The 17,617-nt window shown below is 73.8% G+C and carries 17 protein-coding genes and 1 pseudogene; 4 read left to right on the top strand and 14 right to left on the bottom strand.

From position 1 onward, the window contains the following. Window positions 1-144 precede the first annotated feature (144 nt). The 3 genes from mshC to NI17_RS11255 form a co-directional block, all read right to left on the bottom strand. The gene (gene mshC / locus NI17_RS11245; protein WP_243597688.1) at window positions 145-1,383 is read right to left on the bottom strand and encodes a cysteine--1-D-myo-inosityl 2-amino-2-deoxy-alpha-D-glucopyranoside ligase; all 1,239 of its coding nucleotides are present in this window, start codon (window positions 1,381-1,383) and stop codon (window positions 145-147) included. Window positions 1,384-1,446: 63 nt separating this feature from the next. Beyond that, on the bottom strand, window positions 1,447-1,641 hold the full coding sequence (locus NI17_RS11250; protein WP_068690808.1) for a hypothetical protein: 195 nt from the start codon (window positions 1,639-1,641) through the stop codon (window positions 1,447-1,449). A gap of 99 nt (window positions 1,642-1,740) precedes the next feature. After that, the gene (locus NI17_RS11255) at window positions 1,741-2,568 is read right to left on the bottom strand and encodes an NRDE family protein (protein ID WP_068690806.1); all 828 of its coding nucleotides are present in this window, start codon (window positions 2,566-2,568) and stop codon (window positions 1,741-1,743) included. A gap of 139 nt (window positions 2,569-2,707) precedes the next feature. Between NI17_RS11255 and NI17_RS11260 the strand changes: the two are divergent. Next, window positions 2,708-3,103, top strand: a pseudogene (locus tag NI17_RS11260) (cation-translocating P-type ATPase); the annotation flags it as partial. 241 nt (window positions 3,104-3,344) lie between these two features. On the opposite strand, the gene NI17_RS11265 reads toward NI17_RS11260, so the two are convergent. From NI17_RS11265 to NI17_RS11280, 4 genes are all read right to left on the bottom strand, one after another. Beyond that, complete coding sequence (locus tag NI17_RS11265) at window positions 3,345-4,094, bottom strand: SCO1664 family protein (protein WP_068690804.1); 750 nt, start codon at window positions 4,092-4,094, stop codon at window positions 3,345-3,347. 29 nt (window positions 4,095-4,123) lie between these two features. Further along, entirely contained in the window at window positions 4,124-4,696 is a 573-nt protein-coding gene (locus tag NI17_RS11270) for a DUF3090 family protein (protein WP_068690802.1), read from the bottom strand. A 76-nt stretch (window positions 4,697-4,772) separates the two neighbouring features. After that, window positions 4,773-5,480: a histidine phosphatase family protein gene (locus NI17_RS11275; RefSeq protein WP_068690800.1), complete on the bottom strand. Its 708-nt coding sequence runs from the start codon at window positions 5,478-5,480 to the stop codon at window positions 4,773-4,775. Window positions 5,481-5,489: 9 nt separating this feature from the next. After that, window positions 5,490-6,365, bottom strand: a complete 876-nt coding sequence (locus NI17_RS11280) for an undecaprenyl-diphosphate phosphatase (protein ID WP_068690798.1) — start codon at window positions 6,363-6,365, stop codon at window positions 5,490-5,492. A gap of 156 nt (window positions 6,366-6,521) precedes the next feature. Here NI17_RS11280 and NI17_RS11285 point away from each other — a divergent pair, with 156 nt between their 5' ends. Both NI17_RS11285 and NI17_RS11290 read left to right on the top strand, forming a co-directional pair. Beyond that, window positions 6,522-7,478, top strand: a complete 957-nt coding sequence (locus NI17_RS11285; protein ID WP_068690796.1) for an aldo/keto reductase — start codon at window positions 6,522-6,524, stop codon at window positions 7,476-7,478. A gap of 141 nt (window positions 7,479-7,619) precedes the next feature. Further along, on the top strand, window positions 7,620-9,365 hold the full coding sequence (locus tag NI17_RS11290; RefSeq protein WP_279395520.1) for a helix-hairpin-helix domain-containing protein: 1,746 nt from the start codon (window positions 7,620-7,622) through the stop codon (window positions 9,363-9,365). Between the two features lie 323 nt (window positions 9,366-9,688). Here the strand turns inward: NI17_RS11290 and NI17_RS11295 are convergent, their stop codons facing one another. The 7 genes from NI17_RS11295 to NI17_RS11325 all read right to left on the bottom strand — a co-directional run bounded on the left by NI17_RS11295 (window position 9,689) and on the right by NI17_RS11325 (window position 16,624). Beyond that, on the bottom strand, window positions 9,689-10,441 hold the full coding sequence (locus NI17_RS11295; protein WP_068690794.1) for an SDR family NAD(P)-dependent oxidoreductase: 753 nt from the start codon (window positions 10,439-10,441) through the stop codon (window positions 9,689-9,691). 78 nt (window positions 10,442-10,519) lie between these two features. Continuing rightward, window positions 10,520-11,284 carry an enoyl-ACP reductase FabI gene (gene fabI / locus NI17_RS11300; protein WP_068690792.1) on the bottom strand — a complete coding sequence of 255 codons (765 nt, stop codon included), beginning with the start codon at window positions 11,282-11,284 and terminating at the stop codon, window positions 10,520-10,522. A 42-nt stretch (window positions 11,285-11,326) separates the two neighbouring features. Then, window positions 11,327-12,031 (bottom strand): 3-oxoacyl-[acyl-carrier-protein] reductase, encoded by a 705-nt coding sequence (gene fabG, locus NI17_RS11305; RefSeq protein ID WP_068690790.1) that lies wholly within the window; start codon window positions 12,029-12,031, stop codon window positions 11,327-11,329. Between the two features lie 498 nt (window positions 12,032-12,529). Next, window positions 12,530-13,549: a phosphotransferase family protein gene (locus NI17_RS11310; RefSeq protein WP_068690788.1), complete on the bottom strand. Its 1,020-nt coding sequence runs from the start codon at window positions 13,547-13,549 to the stop codon at window positions 12,530-12,532. 643 nt (window positions 13,550-14,192) lie between these two features. Then, window positions 14,193-14,528, bottom strand: coding sequence for a TetR-type transcription factor C-terminal domain-containing protein (locus NI17_RS11315; RefSeq protein WP_068690786.1), 336 nt, complete (start codon window positions 14,526-14,528; stop codon window positions 14,193-14,195). Window positions 14,529-14,717: 189 nt separating this feature from the next. After that, window positions 14,718-15,362, bottom strand: coding sequence for a response regulator transcription factor (locus NI17_RS11320; RefSeq protein WP_068690784.1), 645 nt, complete (start codon window positions 15,360-15,362; stop codon window positions 14,718-14,720). Beyond that, complete coding sequence (locus NI17_RS11325; RefSeq protein ID WP_068690782.1) at window positions 15,359-16,624, bottom strand: sensor histidine kinase; 1,266 nt, start codon at window positions 16,622-16,624, stop codon at window positions 15,359-15,361. Before NI17_RS11325 ends, NI17_RS11320 begins: the two co-directional genes overlap by 4 nt. Before the next feature lie 229 nt (window positions 16,625-16,853). On the opposite strand from NI17_RS11325, the gene NI17_RS11330 reads away from it, so the two are divergent. Continuing rightward, window positions 16,854-17,612 carry an ABC transporter ATP-binding protein gene (locus tag NI17_RS11330; RefSeq protein WP_119267536.1) on the top strand — a complete coding sequence of 253 codons (759 nt, stop codon included), beginning with the start codon at window positions 16,854-16,856 and terminating at the stop codon, window positions 17,610-17,612. Window positions 17,613-17,617 lie beyond the last annotated feature (5 nt).

Here is a 17,617-nt window from a genome sequence, read left to right on the forward strand (position 1 = left end):
TGTGTCGTCGTGCCCTCGCACGAAACATGGCGCGTTGCACTATAACGCTGTGCGACGACACTTTCCCCCGGCTCTTCGATCCGCCCCCGCGGGTCCCGGGGCGGGTGGGGGACGGGCCGGGACGCGGTGTCCCGGCCCGCGCTCTCAGCGGTCGAGCGCCACGCCCAGGAGGGTGTCGACGGTGTCGCGCATGAGCGCCGGAGCCGCCGGGTCGCCCCCCTCCGCGCCCAGGGCCGCCTCGACCCAGGAGTCCACCGCGGCCAGCGCGGCGGCGGTGTCCAGGTCGGCGGCGAGCGCGGCGCGCACCCGGGCCAGCAGCGGCGCGGCGTCGGGGGCGGCCTCCAGCGCGGCGGCGGCCCGCCAGCGCTCCAGCCGCCGCTCGGCGGTGCGCAGCTCCTCGCCGGTCCACTCCCAGGGAGTGCGGTAGTGGTGGGCCAGCAGGGCCAGCCGGATCGCCATCGGGTCGGTGCCCGCCTCGCGCAGCTTCGAGACGAACACGAGGTTGCCGCGCGACTTGGACATCTTCTCGCCGTCCAGGCCGACCATGGCCACGTGCAGGTAGGTGTGGGCCTGGGGGTGGGTGCCGGTGGCGCAGCGGGCCTCGGCCGCGCCCATCTCGTGGTGGGGGAAGACCAGGTCGTCGCCGCCGCCGTTGAGGTCGAAGCCCATGCCCAGTTCGCGCAGCGAGATGGCGCTGCACTCCACGTGCCAGCCGGGTCGGCCGCGTCCCAGGGGGGTGTCCCAGGCGGGTTCGCCGGGGCGTTCGGCCCGCCACAGCAGCCAGTCCAGCGGGTCCTTCTTGCCGGGGCGGTCGGGGTCGCCGCCGCGTTCGGCGAACAGCTCCAGCATGGTGGCGCGGTCCAGGTTGGAGACGCTGCCGAACCGGGAGGCGGCGGCCGCCGAGAAGTAGATGTCGCCGTCCAGGTCGTAGGCGGCCCCCGCCGCGCGCAGCCGTGTGATGAACTCGGCGATGAGGTCGACCGACTCCACGACGCCGACGAAGGCGCGCGGCGGCAGGATCCGCAGTGCCGCCATGTCCTCGCGGAACACCTGGATCTCGCGTTCGGCGAGCCGCCGCCAGTCCTGTCCGGTGGCCTCGGCCCGCTCCAGCAGCGGATCGTCGACGTCGGTGATGTTCTGCACGTAGTCAACGGCGTGCCCGGCGTCCCGCCACACCCGGTTGACCAGGTCGAAGGTGAGATAGGTGAAGGCGTGGCCGAGGTGGGCGGCGTCGTAGGGGGTGATACCGCAGACGTACATCCGCGCGGTGGTTTCGGGGGCGGTGGTGCGCAGGGAGCCGGTGACGGTGTCGTGCACGCTGAGCGGCCCGCCGTGGTCCGGCAGGGCGACGATTTCGGGCGCAGGCCAAGAACGCATGATCACGAGGGTATCCGCCGATACGGGCGCCACCGGTGCCGGGGCCGACCGCTTCCCCGCCGCCGTCCGTCACGTCCCGGAGGGGCCGACCGGGTCGCCGCGCCGTGCCGACCGGGTGATCAGCCGCATGCTCACCACCACCGCGACCAGGCACAGCACGGCCAGCACCGGGTTGTCGTGTGCCCAGTGCCACAGCGCGGCGCCCAGCGCCACCACGTACAGCAGCCAGTAGGCGGCGGTCTCCCACATGCGCGGTCTGGCCATGGTGCACCTCGCCCTTCCTGACTGCGGACGGCCGGTCGCCGCGTCCGATCCGGTCACTGTTACGGACGTGCGCGGTCGTTGCGGGGTTTACCGGGCACTTCACCGGATCATGCGCCAGGCCGCGGGGTCGCCGGGGGCGTCGGTGAAGGCGTAGCGCAGGGTGTGCGCGGTGGCGGCCAGCAGCGTGATCGAACCGGTCGCCCAGGTCCGGCCGTCGGCCAGCTCGATCCGGGCCACCAGCGCCGAGCGGTCGTCCTCGCCGGTCCCGCCGAGGGCGGTGCGCGCCCCGCCCTCGGCGGCCTCGTCGAGCAGCCGCACCCACTCCCCCCAGACCTCGCCGACCTCCCGGGCCGTGCGCAGCGCGGACTCCTCGGGTGCGGGGCGGACCGCCTCGAACAGCGGGCGGTGGCGGACGGCGCGCGGCGCGTCCTCGTCCAGGCCGGTGTTGACGACGACGCTGACGCCCCGGGGGATCTCCCTCTCGACCAGCGTCGCGCCGTCCCAGCTGAGCAGTGCGGCCCGCCCGGGGTCGGCCACGACCAGGTGGAAGGGGTCGAAGGCGCGCAGCTCGGCCCCGTCCAGCCCGAGCGAGCCGGTCGCGGCCGCGCGCAGCGGAAGCTCCCCCCTGCTGCGGCGCGCCACCCCCGGCGGCACGGTGGTGTCGAACACCGGACGCCGCCCCGGGGCGGTCAGGGAGTCGAGCCGCCCGTTGAGCACCGCGGCGACGCGGGGCGTTCCCGCCTCGGGGGGCGCGGCCGCCAGCCAGGTGCCGCCGGCGAGCGCGTCGCGTCCGCCGATCAGCCGCGGCCACCGCGGCCAGTGCCGGTCCGGGCCCTCGAAGGGCCGGTCGGTCATCTCGTCACGCAGCGCTGCGACCAGGAGCGGGACGGGGGAGGAGGGATCGAATCCCACGATGGCGGTGCACATGCGGTGGCTCCTCGACTTCGTCGGGAACGGGGGACGGGCACGGACGCGCCGCCTCCGCCGCTCCCGTAGGTTCGGGCTGCGCGACGCAGCCCCGATTGTCGCAGCACGCTCTCTTCCAGTATCGGCGGGAGGGTGGTCGATGGCCCAGCAGGGGGAACAGGCGCCGACTGCGTCCGAGGAGGCCGCGTCGGCCGGGCTGTCCTCGGCACAGGTCGCCCAGCGGCTGGCCGACGGCCTGGGCAACGACGTTCCGGTGCGGGCGGGCCGCACCGTCGGGCAGATCATCCGGGCCAACGTGTTCACCCGCATCAACGCGATGATCGCGGTGCTGTTCGGGATCATCGCGGTCGCCGGCCCCGTCCAGGACGGGTTGTTCGCCCTCGTCATCGTGGCCAACACGCTGATCGGGACCGTCCAGGAGCCGCGCGCCAAGAAGACCCTGGACGCGCTGGCCACCGTCGGAGCCGCCCGGCCGCGGGTGGTGCGCGACGGCTCGGTGGTCGAGGTGAGCGCCCAGGAGGTGGTGCTGGACGACCGGTTCGCGGCCCTGCCGCACGTGGTGGCCGAGGGGCGCCGGGTCACCGGCCGCATCGAACGGGTCGCCAACCTGTTCCTCACCAAGACCGTGTACTCGATGACCATGGCCACCGTGGTGAGCCCGCTCACGGTCGCCCACCCCCTCCGCGGTGGTGACGGCCCTGGCGGTGGCGGGGGCGGCGGCCGCCCTCATCACCGCGGTGCGCCTCGTCGACGACCGGCTGCTGTCCCGGCGGCGCTCAGATCGGCGGCCACGGCAGCGCGGGCCAGTCCTCCGGCGGGTAGGGGTGCACCCGGTGCTCGCACAGCACCTCCACCCGACGGCGGGTCGCGTACCGCTCCGTGTCGGTCAGGTGCCGGGCCAGGGTGCGCGACAGCGGGCTGCCGGGGTCGGCCAGCGACTCCCGGAGCGCGGCCAGCCGCTCCACGGCCTCCCCGGGCAGCGGCTGCCCCGCCCACTGCCACAGCACCGTGCGCAGCTTGTACTCCGCGGAGAAGGACACCCCGTGGTCGCAGCCGTAGAGGCGGCCGTCGGGAGTGGGCAGCAGGTGGCCGATCTTGCGGTCGGAGTTGTTGATGACCGCGTCGAACACCGCCATTCGCCGCAGCCGCGGGTCGGCGGTGTCGCGGGCCAGCTCCACCGGGTCCACCGCCGTGTCGACGTCGATCCACAACTGCACCATGCCGGGGCCGTGCGGGGCGTCGTCGCGGTACACGGTGGGCGGCACCAGGTCCCAGCCCAGGGCCTGGGACACCGCGTGCGCGGCGACCTCGCGCCCGGCCAGGGTGCCGTCGGGGAAGTCCCACAGCGGGCGCTCCCCGGCGACCGGCTTGTACACGCAGGCCGCGACGCGTCCCGCTCCTGCCACCTCGCAGTACAGGGTGGTGTTGGAGGCGCCGGTGAGTCTGCCGAGCACGGTGAGGCGCCCGGAACCGAGCAGTTCCAGGTCGCCGTCGGTGTCGGAGCGGCCGTGCGGCGCCGCGGTCATGGCGGTTGGTCCGTTTCCGTGGTCGGCGGCTACTCGATCCCCACGGGCCGGTAGCCGTTCTGGCGCGGGCAGATGTGTCCGTCCGGGTCGAGGGGGTTGCCGCACAGGGGGCAGTCGGGACGGCCCGCCGCCACCACGCGCAGCGCCCGTGCGGCGAAGGCGCGCGCCTCGGCCGGGGTCAGGTGGACCCGCAGCACGTCGTGGGTGACGTCGTCGGAGAACGCCTGGACCTCTTCGGCCGCGGCCTCGGAGCCCGGTTCGATCTCGCGGATCTGCTGGGCCTCGATGATGACCCGGCGGCTCTCGGCGTCCCAGGCCAGCGCGAGCGTGCCGACCCGAAACTCCTCCTCGATCGGCTGCCGCAGGGGTTCGTTGTCCTCCTCGGCGGTCTCGTGCAGGTCGGGGTCGTCGCCGAAGCGCCGCCGCGCCTCCTCCAACAGCTCACCGACCCGCTCCGCCAGCGCGGCGACCTGCGCCTTCTCCAAAGCGACGCTGGTGACCCGGCCGTCGCCCTCCGCCTGGAGGAAGAAGGTGCGCTCTCCTGGCGGTCCGACGGTGCCGGCCACGAATCGTTCGGGAGGGTCGTACTGGTACAGGGGCATCGACGGGGACTCCGGGCTGGGTCGGGTGGTTGCGCCTGGCGGCCTGGCTCTACACCCTTTTCTATCAGCCTTTCCGTCAGCCTTCTCCGGCGCCGCCGCCGACCACGGCGTCGCCGGAGGCCGCGTCCGCGGGCCGCAGCCCCGCCGTGGTGCCGCCCAGGTCGTTGACGCGCAGCAGGAACGGCCGCAGCGCGGTGTAGCGGACCGCGCTCAGCGAACACGGGTCGACCTGGATGCGCTGGAACTGGTCCAGGTGCAGCCCCAGGGCGTCGGCCACGATCGCCTTGATGACGTCGCCGTGGCTGCACACCAGGTAGACGGGGGTGTCGTGGTCGGCGAGCAGTCGCGCGTTGTGGTCGCGCACCGCGCTCACCGCGCGGTGCGCGGTCTCGGCCAGGCTCTCACCGCCGGGGAAGCGGGCGGCGCTGGGGTGGGCCTGCACGACCGGCCACAGCGGGTCCTCGGCGAGTTCGTCGAGGCGGCGGCCGGTCCACTCCCCGTAGCGGCACTCGCCGAACCGTTTGTCCACGGTCAGCGGCGGGGCCTGTGCCGCGGCGTCGGCGATGAGCTGGGCGGTCTCCACGCAGCGCTCCAGCGGGCTGGTGACGATGGCGTCCAGGCGCACCGACGCCAGGCGCGCACCCAGCGCCGCGGCCTGCGCTCGGCCGCGTTCGTCCAGGTGCACGCCGGGCGTCCAACCGGCCAGGGTCTGTCCGGTGGCGGCGGTGAGACCGTGTCGGACCAGCAGCAGGGTCGCGGCGGCTGTGCTCGGTGTGCGTGCCATGGCCGCACCCTAGTGCGTCGACGCCTCCGCGGTCACTCCGCCCGTCCCCTCCAGCGACGCCCCGGACTCGGGGGCCAGCACACCGAAGCTGACCAGGACGAGGATGAGGATGCCCAGGGCGACGCGGTAGTAGACGAACGGCATGAAGCTGTTGGTGGAGATGAACCGCATGAACCAGGCGATGACGGCGTATCCCACGACGAAGGCCACCACGGTGCCGATGATGGTGGCGCCCACGCCCGCGTACTGCTCGCCGCCGATGTCCTTGAGCTTGTACACCCCCGACGCGAACACCGCGGGCATGGCCAGCAGGAAGGCGTAGCGGGCGGCGGCCTCGCGCTTGAAGCTCAGCAGCATGCCGCCGGTGACGGTGGCGCCGGACCGCGAGACGCCGGGGATCAGGGCGAGCATCTGGAACAGGCCGTAGATGACACCGCGCCGGATGTTGAGGTCGGTCAGTTCGCGGTGCTTGCGCGAGTAGCGGTCCACCGCGCCGAGCAGGACACCGAAGACGATGAGGGTCAGCGCGATCAGCCGCAGGTCGCGGAAGGGCTCGGTGATCTGCTCCTCGAACAGCAGCCCGGCCACGCCGATGGGGATGCTGCCGATGATGACGTACCAGCCCATGCGTGCGTCGATGTGCCTGCGCAGCTCCCTGTTGCCCAGGGAGCGGAACCAGGTCGACAGGATGTTCCACACGTCCTTGCGGAAGTAGATGAGCACGGCCAGTTCGGTTCCGATCTGGCTGACCGCGGTGAACGCCGCTCCGGGGTCCGGCCAGCCGGAGAAGGCCGCGACGACGCGCAGGTGGCCGCTGGAGGAGATCGGCAGGAACTCGGTCAGTCCTTGGACCAGACCGAGGATGAGGGCCTCGATGATGGACACGGCGGGTTCGGCTCCTGGTCGAAAAAGGCGAATGACGGGGGGTTTCGCGCAGAGAGACCGCATGTGCGGAAAAGACCCCGGAAGCTTAGCGCGTGCCGGGGGTCTCCGCGCGGACGATGGTGTGCCCGACTGCCGCGAAGCGGTACTCTCCGCGCCATGGAACAGCGACAGCTGGGCGGATCGGGCCTGTGGGCCTCTCGGATCGCCCTGGGCACGATGACCTGGGGCAAGGATACCGAGGAGGACGAGGCCGCCGACCTGCTCGCGACGTTTGCGGACGCGGGCGGCACGCTCATCGACACCGCGGATGTCTACCAGGGCGGACAGGGGGAGCGCATCCTGGGACGGCTGCTGCCCGCCGTGGTGCGCCGCGACGACATGATCATAGCCACCAAGGCCGGGCACTCGATGGACCGGCAGCGGCGCAGCGACACCTCGCGGCGGCACCTGCTCGCCGCGCTGGAGGCGTCGCTGCGGCGGTTGCAGACCGACTACGTCGACCTGTGGCAACTGCACGTCTACGACCCCGACACGCCCCCGGAGGAGACCCTGGCCGCGGTGGAGGCCGCCGTGGCGTCGGGCAAGGCGCGCTACGTGGGCGTGGGGCAGTTCACGGGGTGGCAGCTGGCCCGCTACGCCACCTGGCAGCAGGCGGTGCGGTTCCTGGGCCGCTCCCCGGTGGTGTCCGCGGGCACGGAGTACTCGCTGCTGAACCGGGGGTGCGAGCGGGAGCTGCTGCCCGCCGCCGCCGACTGCGGGGTGAGCCTGATCGCCTGGTCCCCGCTGGGGCGCGGGGTGCTGACCGGCAAGTACCGCGACGGGGTGCCCCGCGACTCCCGGGGCGCGCGGACGCACATGGCGCCCTACGTGGAGCCCTACCTCGACGAGCGCGGACGGCGCGTCGTGGAGTCGGTGTGCACGGCCGCCGAGGGGCTGGGGGTGTCGCCGCTGGCGGTGGCGTTGGGCTGGGTCCTCGACCAGCCGCGGGTGGCCGCGGCCTGCGTGGGTCCGCGCACGGTCGCCCAGCTGTCCGACGTCCTGACCGCCGAGGGCGTGACGCTGCCCCGGGAGATCCGCGAGGCGCTCGACGACGCCTCGGCCGCCCCGGGCTGACCCGCGCCGGGGCGCGGCCTGTGGAAAACCCGCGGTTCGGTGAACCGCCGCGGACCGCGCACTAAGCTCACGGGGCGGGGTCCGTCCGGCCGGTTCCCCGCGTCCGCTCCGTCCGTGCCCGAACCAGTGAGGTTGCCCGCCGTGGTCGATCCGTCCCCGCCCGCCGCTCCGGACGACGCCGTCGAACGGACCCGCAGCGCGCTGACCCGCATGGGCGCGCCCGAACGGCTCGCCGCCGCCCTGGTCGCCGCGCTCGGTCCGGACGCCGACACCCAGCTCGTCGCCGACCCGTGGCGGCTGCTGGCGCTGGGGTCGGTCACGCCGCGCCAGGCCGATTTCTGCGCGCGGGCCCTGCTGGGCGAGGCCGCCACCCCCGACGATCCCCGGCGGGTCCGCGCCCTGGTGGTCCACCTGCTGCGGCGCGCCTCCCGGGAGGGGCACACCGCCGTCGAGTACGGCCGGATGGCCGGGGCGCTGCGCGGCCTGGGGGTGCGGACGGTGGACGCGGCGCTGCAGGCCGCGGCCGAGGACGAGCGGATCCTGCTGGTGGAGGAGCTGCCCGAGGAGGGCGACGACGACCTCGACGGCGACCTGCCCGAGCTTCCCGACCCCGAGCGCTTCCTCGCCCTGTCCCCCCTGGGCGGGGCCGAGGGGCGGCTGGGCGCGGAGCTGGTCCGGCTGACCGCCAGCGAGCCGATCATGGACTCGGCGACCGCCACCGAGACGGTGCAGGCCGCGGCCGGGCAACTGGGCCGCTCCCCCGCCCCCGAGACGGTCGCCGCCCTGGTCACGGCGGCGCTGCGCGGGGTGACGGTGCTGCTGGGCGGTCCCGCCACGGCCGGGGCGAGGGCCGAGGCGCTGCGCTACGCCGCCGCGATCGCCGCCGAGAGCCGGGTGGGGCTGGCGTTGGCCGCGCCGAGCGCGAGCGGGGCCGCCGCGCTGAACCGGGCCCTGGCCGACGACGGCCCGCGCGCCCGCACGGTCGCCGCGCTGCTGGCCGACTCCTCCCCCCTGGAGGCGGGACTGGTGGTGGTCGCCGAGGCCACGGCCCTGGACACCGAGGCGTTCGCCGCGCTGGCGGCGGCCTGCCCCGCGGAGGCCCACCTGCTGCTGCTCGCCGACCCCGCCCAGCTTCCCTCGGCCGGTCCCGGACAGGTGGTGGCCGACCTCGTCGCCTCCCGGGTGGCGGCCGTGGCGGTGCTGCCCGACGATCCGGAGCCGGGGCCGCGCGAGGCGCTGGCCGCCCGGGTCGGCGAGGGCGAGCTGCCCGACGGGGTGGACGCGCCCGGCCACGAGGTGGTGCTGGTGCCCTCCGCCTCGCCGGGGGAGGCCGCCCACCGCGCGCTGCAACTGGTCACCGACTCCGTTCCGCGCACCTTCGGCCTGGACGCCGCCCAGATCCAGATCGTCACCGCCGCGCCCGGCGGCGAGGCGGGCTCGTCCGCCCTCAACGCAGCCTGCAAGGCCCGCTTCAACCCCGGCCCCGGCGCGGTGCGCGGCCTGGACCCCGGCGACCGGGTGCTGCTGGCGGGGCGCGGTCCCGGCTACGCTCCCGGCGACACCGGCGTGCTGCGCGGGCACGGCGAGCAGGGCGCGGCGGTGGAGCTGGACGACGGCACGGCGGTCACCGTGGCGCATCCGGCCCATCTGCGTCCCGGCTGGGCGATTCCACTGGCCGCCGCGCTGGGCGGCGCCTGGCCCGCGGCGGTCGCGGTCTTCACCGCCGACTCCGCGCTGTCGCGTCCCGCGCTGCGCACGGCGCTCACCCGGGGGGAGCGGCACGTCTCCGTCGTCAACGCGGCGGGGCCGGCCCTGGCCGCGGCGGTGCGCGACGTTCCCGCGGTCCCCCGCCGCACCCGGCTGGTGCGGCTGCTCAGGGAGGGGTGAGCCCGGGTTGGTTCCGGGGCGCGGGGTTCCACGGGGTGGCAGCGGAGCGGCCGACGCGTGTAGCGCCCCGCCACCCGCGCCTCCGCAGAGGAACAGGGTGGGAGAGCATCCCGCGCCACCAGGCTCGGAAACCAGTGGTGCGGGATGCTCTTCCAAGCGGTCCGCCTGTGCAGCCGCGGGTGGACTCGGCGCCGGGGCGCCTCGACCACTCCGCCGGCGACCCGTGGCCGCCCGCCCCGGACCACATCCCCGGAATGCCTCGCCGTCCTCTCAACGGCCTGAGAATTCCCCGAGGGCCGGTGCGGTCCTCTCGGGGCCTTCGCTCAGACCCGGTCCAGGAAGCCGCCGTCGACGGTCAGGTTGGCGCCGGTGACGAAGCTCGCCGCCGGGCTGGCCAGGAACACCACCGCGCGGGCGACCTCCTCGGGCCGTCCCAGGCGGCCGTGGGGAATGCGGGCGCGGATGCTCGCGTAGTAGTCGGGGTCGTTGTCGCGCCGCCGGGCCCAGCCGCCGCCCTCGAACTCGATGGGGCCGGGCGAGACGGTGTTGACCCGCACTCCCCTGGGCGCCAGGGCGCGGGCCAGGGCGGCGGCGTGGTGGTTGAGGGCGGCCTTGACCGCGCCGTAGGGCCTGGGCCCGGACGGCGGTGCGACGTGCAGCGCCGAGGTGCTGGAGATGAGCACGACCGAGCCGCCGCGGTCGGAGGCCGCCAGGTGCTCCTCGGCGTGCTCGGCCAGGGCCACGAACGGCAGGACGTCGGTGCGCAGGGCCTGCTCCCAGTCCGCGGCGCTGCCGCCGGAGACGTTGGAGACCACGACGTCGACGCCGCCCAGTTCCGCCGCCGCGGTGTCGACGAAGGCGCGCAGCGCGTCGGTGTCGGCCACGTCCACCTCCCGCGCCACCACGGTCGCGCCCGACTCCCGCAGGCTCTGGGCGGCCTCGTGCAGCGGTCGGGGTGAGCGGGCGCAGATCGCCAGGTCGGCGCCCTCGGCGGCGAAGGTCTCGGCGATGGCGCGGCCGATCCCCCGGCTCGCTCCGGTCACCACGACCCTGGCGCCACGCAGTCCCAGATCCATCGGTCTCTCCTCTCGTCGACCCACGCGTGCGGCCCGCGGGAGCCCGGTGGGGCGCCCGCGGGCCGGTCGCGGATCAGGCTACGCGCCGGTGGAGTGGAATCCCCCGTCGACATGCACGGTCTCGCCGGTGGTGGCGGGGAACCAGTCCGACAGCAGGGCCACGACCGCGCGGGCGGCGGGCTCGGGGTTGGACACGTCCCAGCCGAGCGGGGCGCGCTGCGGCCAGGCCGAGGCCAGCTCCTCGAAGCCGGGGATGCTGCGGGCGGCCATGGTGCTCAGCGGCCCGGCCGAGACCAGGTTGACCCGGATGTTCTGCTCGCCGAGGTAGCGGGCGAGGTAGCGGGCGGTGGAGGCCAGTCCCGACTTGGCCACGCCCATCCAGTCGTAGATGGGGTAGGAGACGCTGTTGTCGAAGTCCAGCGCCACCACCGATCCGCCGTCCTTCATCAGCGGCAGCACCGCGGTGGTGAGCGCCTTGAGGGAGAAGGTGGAGGTGTGCATGGCGGTGGCCACGTCCTCCCAGCGGGTGTTGAGGAAGTTGCCGCCGAGGGCGTCCTGCGGGGTGAAGCCGATGGAGTGCACGACGCCGTCGAGGCCGTCCACGTGCTCGGCGACCCGTCCGGCGAGGCTGTCGAGGTGCTCGTCGTCGGTGACGTCCAGTTCGAGGATCGGCGGGGCCTCGGGCAGCCGCTTGGCGATGCGTTCGACGAGGCTGAGCCGTCCGTATCCGGTGAGCACCACGGTGGCGCCCTGCTCCTGGCACAGCCGCGCCACGTGGAAGGCGATGGAGGAGTCGGTGAGGACCCCGGTGACCAGGATGCGCTTGCCTTCGAGAATTCCCATGAAGCTGTTTCGTCCTTAGGCGAGGTGGCTGTTGCGGAAGTTTCAGTGGCCCATGCCGAGGCCGCCGTCGACGGGGATGACCGCGCCGGTGATGTAGGCGGCGTCCTCGCTGGCGAGGAACCGCACCGCCTTGGCGACCTCGGCGGTGGAGCCGTACCGGCGCAGCGGGACGTTCTTCTTGATCTCCTCCTGGCGTTCCTCCGGCAGGGCCGCGGTCATGTCGGTCTCGATGAAGCCGGGAGCGACCACGTTGACGGTGATGTTGCGCGATCCCAGCTCACGGGCGAGAGAGCGGGCGAAGCCGACCAGCCCGGCCTTGGAGGCGGCGTAGTTGACCTGCCCGGCCGAGCCGAGCAGCCCGACGACGGAGGAGATGAGGACGATGCGGCCGGTGCGCTTGCGCATCATGCCGCGCACCGCGCGCTTGGCGACCCGGAACGCGCCGGTCAGGTTGGTGTCGAGCACCGCGGAGAAGTCGTCCTCGCTCATCAGGGCCAGCAGTTGGTCCCTGGTGATGCCCGCGTTGGCGACGAGGACCTCGACGGGGCCCTGCTCGTCCTCGACCTGCTTGAAGGCGGCGTCCACCTGCGCGCTGTCGGTGATGTCGCACTGCACCCCGAACAGCCCCTCGGGGGGCTGGCCGGTGCGGTAGGTCACCGCGACGTCGTCGCCCGCTTCCTTGAGTTCTCTGGCGATGGTCAGGCCGATCCCGCGGCTGCCGCCGGTGACCAGAACCGAGCGAGACATGTACGGCACCTCCGAAAACGCTGCCGGGCAGCAACAGACGTGTGTGGAACGGACAGCAGAGTATCGACCTACCGGCGGGTACCCCCAACCCAGGCCGCGCGGGGGCGGCGGCTGTCCCCGCAGGCTCCCGGGCCGGTGCCGGGATGTGGGGGTTCCACGGCGGCCCCGGCCGGGGGTCGTGTGACCTCAGCCCTCAGTGGGAGACGGTGGAGGGGCGCTCCGCCGAAGGGGGTGTGCCGGCGGCTGAGCGGGCACCCGCGCGCAGCGCCCGCTCCGCTTTCCCGCACCTTTCACGGCGGTCCCGGACCACGGGTCCTCCGGTCCCGTGGCACCGGACGTCCTCGGAACCTCGCCGTCCGTGGCGGCGCGGGTGGCCGGGGCGCCTCGCGCGTCGGCCACCCGCGCGCAGCGCCCGGGGCGGTCCGCCCCGGACCGCCTCCCCGAACGCCTCGCCTTCTCCCCGGTTTCCCCGCATCGACGGGAAACCGGGCGCGCGGCTCAGCCGGACAGCCGCTTGAGGCCGCCCTCGACCAGGACGGGCACGACCTCGCCGATGTACTCGAAGTTGCTGCCGACGGTCTTTCCCTGGGTGTAGCGGTAGTGGATGCCCTCCAGGATGACGGCGAGCTTGAAGAAGGCCAGGCCGGTGTACCAGTCCAGCCGGGAGACGTCGCGGCCGGAGCGCTCGGCGTAGCGGGCGACCAGTTCCTCGCCGGTGGGGAAGCCGGGGGCCCGGTGCACGTCGCTGGGGCCGGGAGTGGCGAGGATCTCGTCGCTGAAGTAGACGAGCATGAGTCCCAGGTCGGTGAGCGGGTCGCCGAGGGTGGACATCTCCCAGTCCAGGACGGCGGTGATGCGGTCGTCGGCGTCGACCAGGGCGTTGTCGAGGCGGTAGTCGCCGTGGACGATCGCGGCCGGGCCCGAGGCGGGCACGGACCCGGCGAGGCGGGAGCGCAGTTCGTCGATGCCGGGCAGGTCGCGGCTGCGGGAGGCGTCCAACTGCTTGCCCCAGCGGCGCACCTGGCGCTCCAGGAAGCCCTCGGGCCGTCCGAAGTCGGCCAGGCCGACGGCGGCGGGGTCCACGGAGTGCAGCGCGGCGAGGGTGTCCATCAGGCGCAGCGCGATGCCGCGGGTGCGTTCGGAGCCGACGGCGGTGAGCTGCTCGGCCCTGCGGAGGGGGACGCCGGGCATGAAGTCCATCACGTAGAAGCGCGCGCCGATGACCGAGGTGTCCTCGCACAGGGTGATCGTGCCTGGCACCGGGACGTCGGTGCCGGCGAGCGCGGAGATGACGCGGTGCTCGCGGGCCATGTCGTGCGCGGTGGGCAGCACGTGGCCCAGCGGGGGGCGGCGCACCACCCAGCGTCCGACGCCGTCGGTGACGGAGTAGGTGAGGTTGGAGCGGCCGCCCTCGATGAGCTCGCCGCTCAGGGGTCCGGTGACCAGTCCGGGCCGCACCTCGTCCAGGTGCGCGCGCAGCCGCCGCAGGTCCAGACCGGGCGGGTTCTCCACGCTCATCGACGTCCCTTCCGAAATTGACCGACTGATCGGTATCTGAAGACGAATACCAGGGAATATACCGGAGGGTATTTTCCAGAGGGGTATTGGGGTGACAATGACATACCGTCCGGTTGGTCTCATGGGGCGATCGGAGGCGCCCGGTTCCAGGTGACCTCACCCCGGGGGAAGGCAGGGCATTCCACCCCGGCGTCCGGAGCGGGCCCCACGGGCTGGCCGCGCCTGGTCGAGGCGCCCCCGGGCGCCGAGTCCAGGCACGCCCCCACAGACGAACCAGCCGCAAGAACACCAGAAACCCCAGAAAGGCAGCGCTCTGTGGCGCGGGAAGGCGAGGCCGTGTCCGGACCCGGCGCCCAGGGCGCCTCGACCGGCCACCGGCAACCGGTGGCACCCCACCGCGGAGGCGGGGCTGGAACACCCCCGGACCGATCGGCCGGTCCGCCTTCCCCGCACGGCCGGCGCCCGCCGCGAAGGCGGCCGTCACACCTCAGTCAGCTCCGGAGGGTTTTCGAGTGGCCCCGGCCCCAGGGGGTCGTGTGGCCCCAGCCCCGTGAGGACGGGCGAGAAGCGTTGCAAGAAAGGGCCCGCCGGAGGGGGTGGGTTGGCGCAGGAGCGGAAAGGCGCCTCAGCCTCGCGGGACCGCTCAGCGCGCCCCCACCGCATCCGCCCGCAGCCCCTCCAGCAGCCTTCTCGCGTAGTGCTGTCCGATGGAGGCGGGCGCGTCCTCGGCCTCGGGGCGGCACCACACCCCCAGGGAGCGCACCGAGCCCAGGTAGAAGTCGGCCACCAGGTCGCCGGAGACCCGGCTGGCGAAGACACCGGTGCGCTGGCCGTGCTCGATCAGCGCGTGGAACAGCGCGCGGTAGCGGCGCCGGTCGTGCTCGGCGACCTCCTCCGGTTCGACGAGCGTGCGCACCACGACGTCCACGGCCACCTCGTGCAGGTGCTCCTCGACGTTGTCGCCGATTCTGTCAGGCATGGCTCTCACTCCGGTCGGCTGGCGCGGATGACGGCGCGTCGCCCCTGGTACGGCTCACCGGCCGCGGCGGCCCTCCGGGAACCGCCCAGCACCCACCATACGGGCCCACCGAGCAACAACCGAGGCTCGGGCGTGATTTGTCTGTGACCTTTGCATGTCACGCCTGTTACAGCGGCCCCACCGAGAGCTTCAGACCCATCCGGCGTCGTGCGCCAGGATCGCGATCTGCACCCGGTTGGTCTTGCCGAGCTTGGTCAGGATGCGGCTGACGTGCGCTTTCACGGTCGCCTCGCGCATGCCCAACTCCTCGCCGACCTCGGCGTTGGACAGCCCCCTGGCCACCGCCACCAGCACCGCGCGCTCGCGTTCGCTCAGTACCTCCAACCGCCGGGCCGCCTCCGCCGCGCCGCCGCCGGGGGCCGCGAAGCGCTCCAGCATGCGCCGGGTGACGCTGGGCGCGAGCATCGCGTTGCCCTCGTGGACGGTGCGCACCGCCGCGACCAGGTCGCGCGGCGGAGTGTCCTTGAGCAGGAAGCCCACCGCCTTCGCGCGTAGCCCCTGGTGCACGTACTCGTCCAGGTCGAAGGTGGTGAGCAGCACCACCCTGGGCGCGTCCGGCAGTTCGGCCAGGCCCGCGGCGGCGGTCAGCCCGTCGACGCCGGGCATGCGGATGTCCAGGAGCACCACGTCGGGGCGCAGCTCCCGGGCGCGGTCCACGGCCTCGGCGCCGTCCGCGGCCTCCCCCACGACCTTCAGGTCGGACGCCGACTCCAGGATCATCCGCAGCCCCGAACGCACCAACTGCTCGTCGTCGACCACGAGAACCGAGATCACTGGGGCTCCTCCACGGTGTCGGCGGCCTCGGCCCCGGCGGTGTCCGAGGCGGGGGGCACGGGGACGGCGGCGCGCAGCCACCACCCTCCGTCTGGCAGCGGGTAGGCGACCATGGTCCCGCCGACCATGGCGAGCCGCTCCCGCAGTCCCACCAGACCGTATCCGCTGCCCGGCACGGGGTCGGCGGTGGTGTCCGTCGCGGCGGCGTTGGCCACGGTGAGCGTCAGCTCCCGGTCCCCGTGGTCGACGTGGACGTCGACCGGCGCGCCGGGGGCGTGCTTGGCCGCGTTGGTCAGCGCCTCCTGCACCACCCGGTAGGCGGTGCGCTCCACCTGCGCGGGTAGCCGCCGCGGCGTCCCGGTGGCGCTGAGCACCACCGTCATCCCGGCGGCGCGCGCGTTGTCGACCAGTTTGCCCAGGTCGTCGAGGACCGGCTGGGGCGCGGTCGGCGCGGTGTCGCCCCCGTCGCGCAGCACGCCCAGGATCTCCCGCAGCTCGGCCAGGGCCTCCCGGCCGGTGGTGCGGATCAGCTCGGCGGCCTTGGCGGTGCGCTCGTCGGGCGCGGAGACCTCCAGGCCGCCCGCGTGCAGCACCATGAGGCTGACCCGGTGCGCCACGACGTCGTGCATCTCGCGGGCGATGCGGGTGCGTTCGGCGGCGATGGCGCTCTCGGCCATGAGGTGCTGTTCGCGCTCCAGGCGTTCGGCGCGCTCGCGCAGGTTCTCCACGAGCTGGCGGCGCGTGCCCACCCACAGGCCGAACAGCAGCGGGAACACGAGGAACGACATGGTGAGGGGAACGACGAGGATGGACTCTCGCCCGGAGTAGGTCGCTGTCAGCGCCGCGAAGTGGGCGCACGACCACAGCAGCAGCAGTCGCCGCCGGTCGGGAAACCACGCCGCGTAGCTGTAGAGGGCGACGGGGGCCGCGTAGACGTTGCCGAAGGCCGCCGTCAGCAGCAGGCTCGACCACAGCAGCCACTGGGGGCTGGTGCGGCGCGCCAGGACGGCCAGCGCGACCAGTCCGGGCACCACCAGGACGAGCTGCAACCCCAGGAACAGGCCGGTGATCGGGGAGAGCACGGCCATGCCGTCCAGCAGCGCGTCCAGCCCCCAGCCGACATCCCCGTTGAGGGAGATGACCATCCCGGCGACGACGAAGGGGAGGGAACCGAGCGCGTAGCCGACGTCGGCCAGCGTGTAGCGGTTCTTCCGCCCCCACCGCCACGCCGCGCGCGCCCGCTCCGTCCACCTTCGCCGCATGTTCGGAGTCTAGAAGCCGCGTGCGCGGCCTCTCCTCCCCCGTCAGCGGGATCCGGCGTCGACGAAAGTCGGGGGTCGCTCCCCGTCGAAAGTCCGGCCTCCGCCGATCGCGCACCGTCTTTGGGACGGGCGCGGATCGCCTGCGCGGCCGAGGTTGTGCGGGGTTCGGCGGCCCTAGCGTCGAGGTGTCGTGAATGTGTTGATCCGATCCCGACGAGGAGAGCCGACCGTGCCCACACCCCCCGCCCCGCCCGAGTCGCCGACGCGGTACGCCGTCGTCGCCCACGCTCTGACCAAGGTCTATCCGGCCGGGGATGCCCCGGTGCGCGCCCTGGACGGAGTGGACGTGGCGTTCGCGCGCGGAGCGTTCACCGCCATCATGGGCCCCTCCGGCTCGGGCAAGTCCACCCTCATGCACTGCATGGCCGGGCTGGACGCCCCCACCTCCGGCTCGGTGCGGCTGGGCGCCACCGAGCTGACCGAGCTCGACGACAAGCGGCTCACCCTGCTGCGCCGTGACCGCATCGGGTTCGTCTTCCAGTCGTTCAACCTGCTGCCGATGCTCACCGCACGGCAGAACATCCTGCTGCCCGCCCAGATCGCCGGACGCGCCGTCGACTCCGACCGCTTCGCGCACGTCGTCAGGGTCACCGGGCTGGCCGACCGGCTGGACCACCGGCCCGCCAAGCTGTCGGGCGGCCAGCAGCAGCGCGTGGCCGTGGCCCGCGCCCTGGTGGGCGCGCCCGAGGTGGTCTACGCCGACGAGCCCACCGGCAACCTCGACTCCCGGTCCGGCGCGGAGATCCTGTCGTTCCTGCGCGACTCGGTGCGCGACCTGGGCCAGACCATCGTGATGGTCACCCACGACCCGATCGCCGCCTCCTACGCCGACCGGGTGGTGTTCCTGCGCGACGGCCGCCTCGTCGACGACGTCGACCACCCCACCGCGCAGGCCGTCCTCGACCGGCTCGCCGCCCTGGAGGGCTGAGTTCC

Source organism: Thermobifida halotolerans, assembly GCF_003574835.2.
Classification (GTDB): domain Bacteria; phylum Actinomycetota; class Actinomycetes; order Streptosporangiales; family Streptosporangiaceae; genus Thermobifida; species Thermobifida halotolerans.

Excerpts from the sequence above, each read along its gene's own strand:
- NI17_RS11250 (WP_068690808.1), bottom strand. The coding sequence starts at position 1,641 with ATGGCCAGACCGCGCATGTGGGAGACCGCCGCCTACTGGCTGCTGTAC.
- NI17_RS11255 (WP_068690806.1), bottom strand. The coding sequence starts at position 2,568 with ATGTGCACCGCCATCGTGGGATTCGATCCCTCCTCCCCCGTCCCGCTC.
- NI17_RS11265 (WP_068690804.1), bottom strand. The coding sequence starts at position 4,094 with ATGACCGCGGCGCCGCACGGCCGCTCCGACACCGACGGCGACCTGGAA.
- NI17_RS11270 (WP_068690802.1), bottom strand. The coding sequence starts at position 4,696 with ATGCCCCTGTACCAGTACGACCCTCCCGAACGATTCGTGGCCGGCACC.
- NI17_RS11275 (WP_068690800.1), bottom strand. The coding sequence starts at position 5,480 with ATGGCACGCACACCGAGCACAGCCGCCGCGACCCTGCTGCTGGTCCGA.
- NI17_RS11285 (WP_068690796.1), top strand. The coding sequence starts at position 6,522 with ATGGAACAGCGACAGCTGGGCGGATCGGGCCTGTGGGCCTCTCGGATC.
- NI17_RS11295 (WP_068690794.1), bottom strand. The coding sequence starts at position 10,441 with ATGGATCTGGGACTGCGTGGCGCCAGGGTCGTGGTGACCGGAGCGAGC.
- fabI (WP_068690792.1), bottom strand. The coding sequence starts at position 11,284 with ATGGGAATTCTCGAAGGCAAGCGCATCCTGGTCACCGGGGTCCTCACC.
- fabG (WP_068690790.1), bottom strand. The coding sequence starts at position 12,031 with ATGTCTCGCTCGGTTCTGGTCACCGGCGGCAGCCGCGGGATCGGCCTG.
- NI17_RS11310 (WP_068690788.1), bottom strand. The coding sequence starts at position 13,549 with ATGAGCGTGGAGAACCCGCCCGGTCTGGACCTGCGGCGGCTGCGCGCG.
- NI17_RS11315 (WP_068690786.1), bottom strand. The coding sequence starts at position 14,528 with ATGCCTGACAGAATCGGCGACAACGTCGAGGAGCACCTGCACGAGGTG.
- NI17_RS11325 (WP_068690782.1), bottom strand. The coding sequence starts at position 16,624 with ATGCGGCGAAGGTGGACGGAGCGGGCGCGCGCGGCGTGGCGGTGGGGG.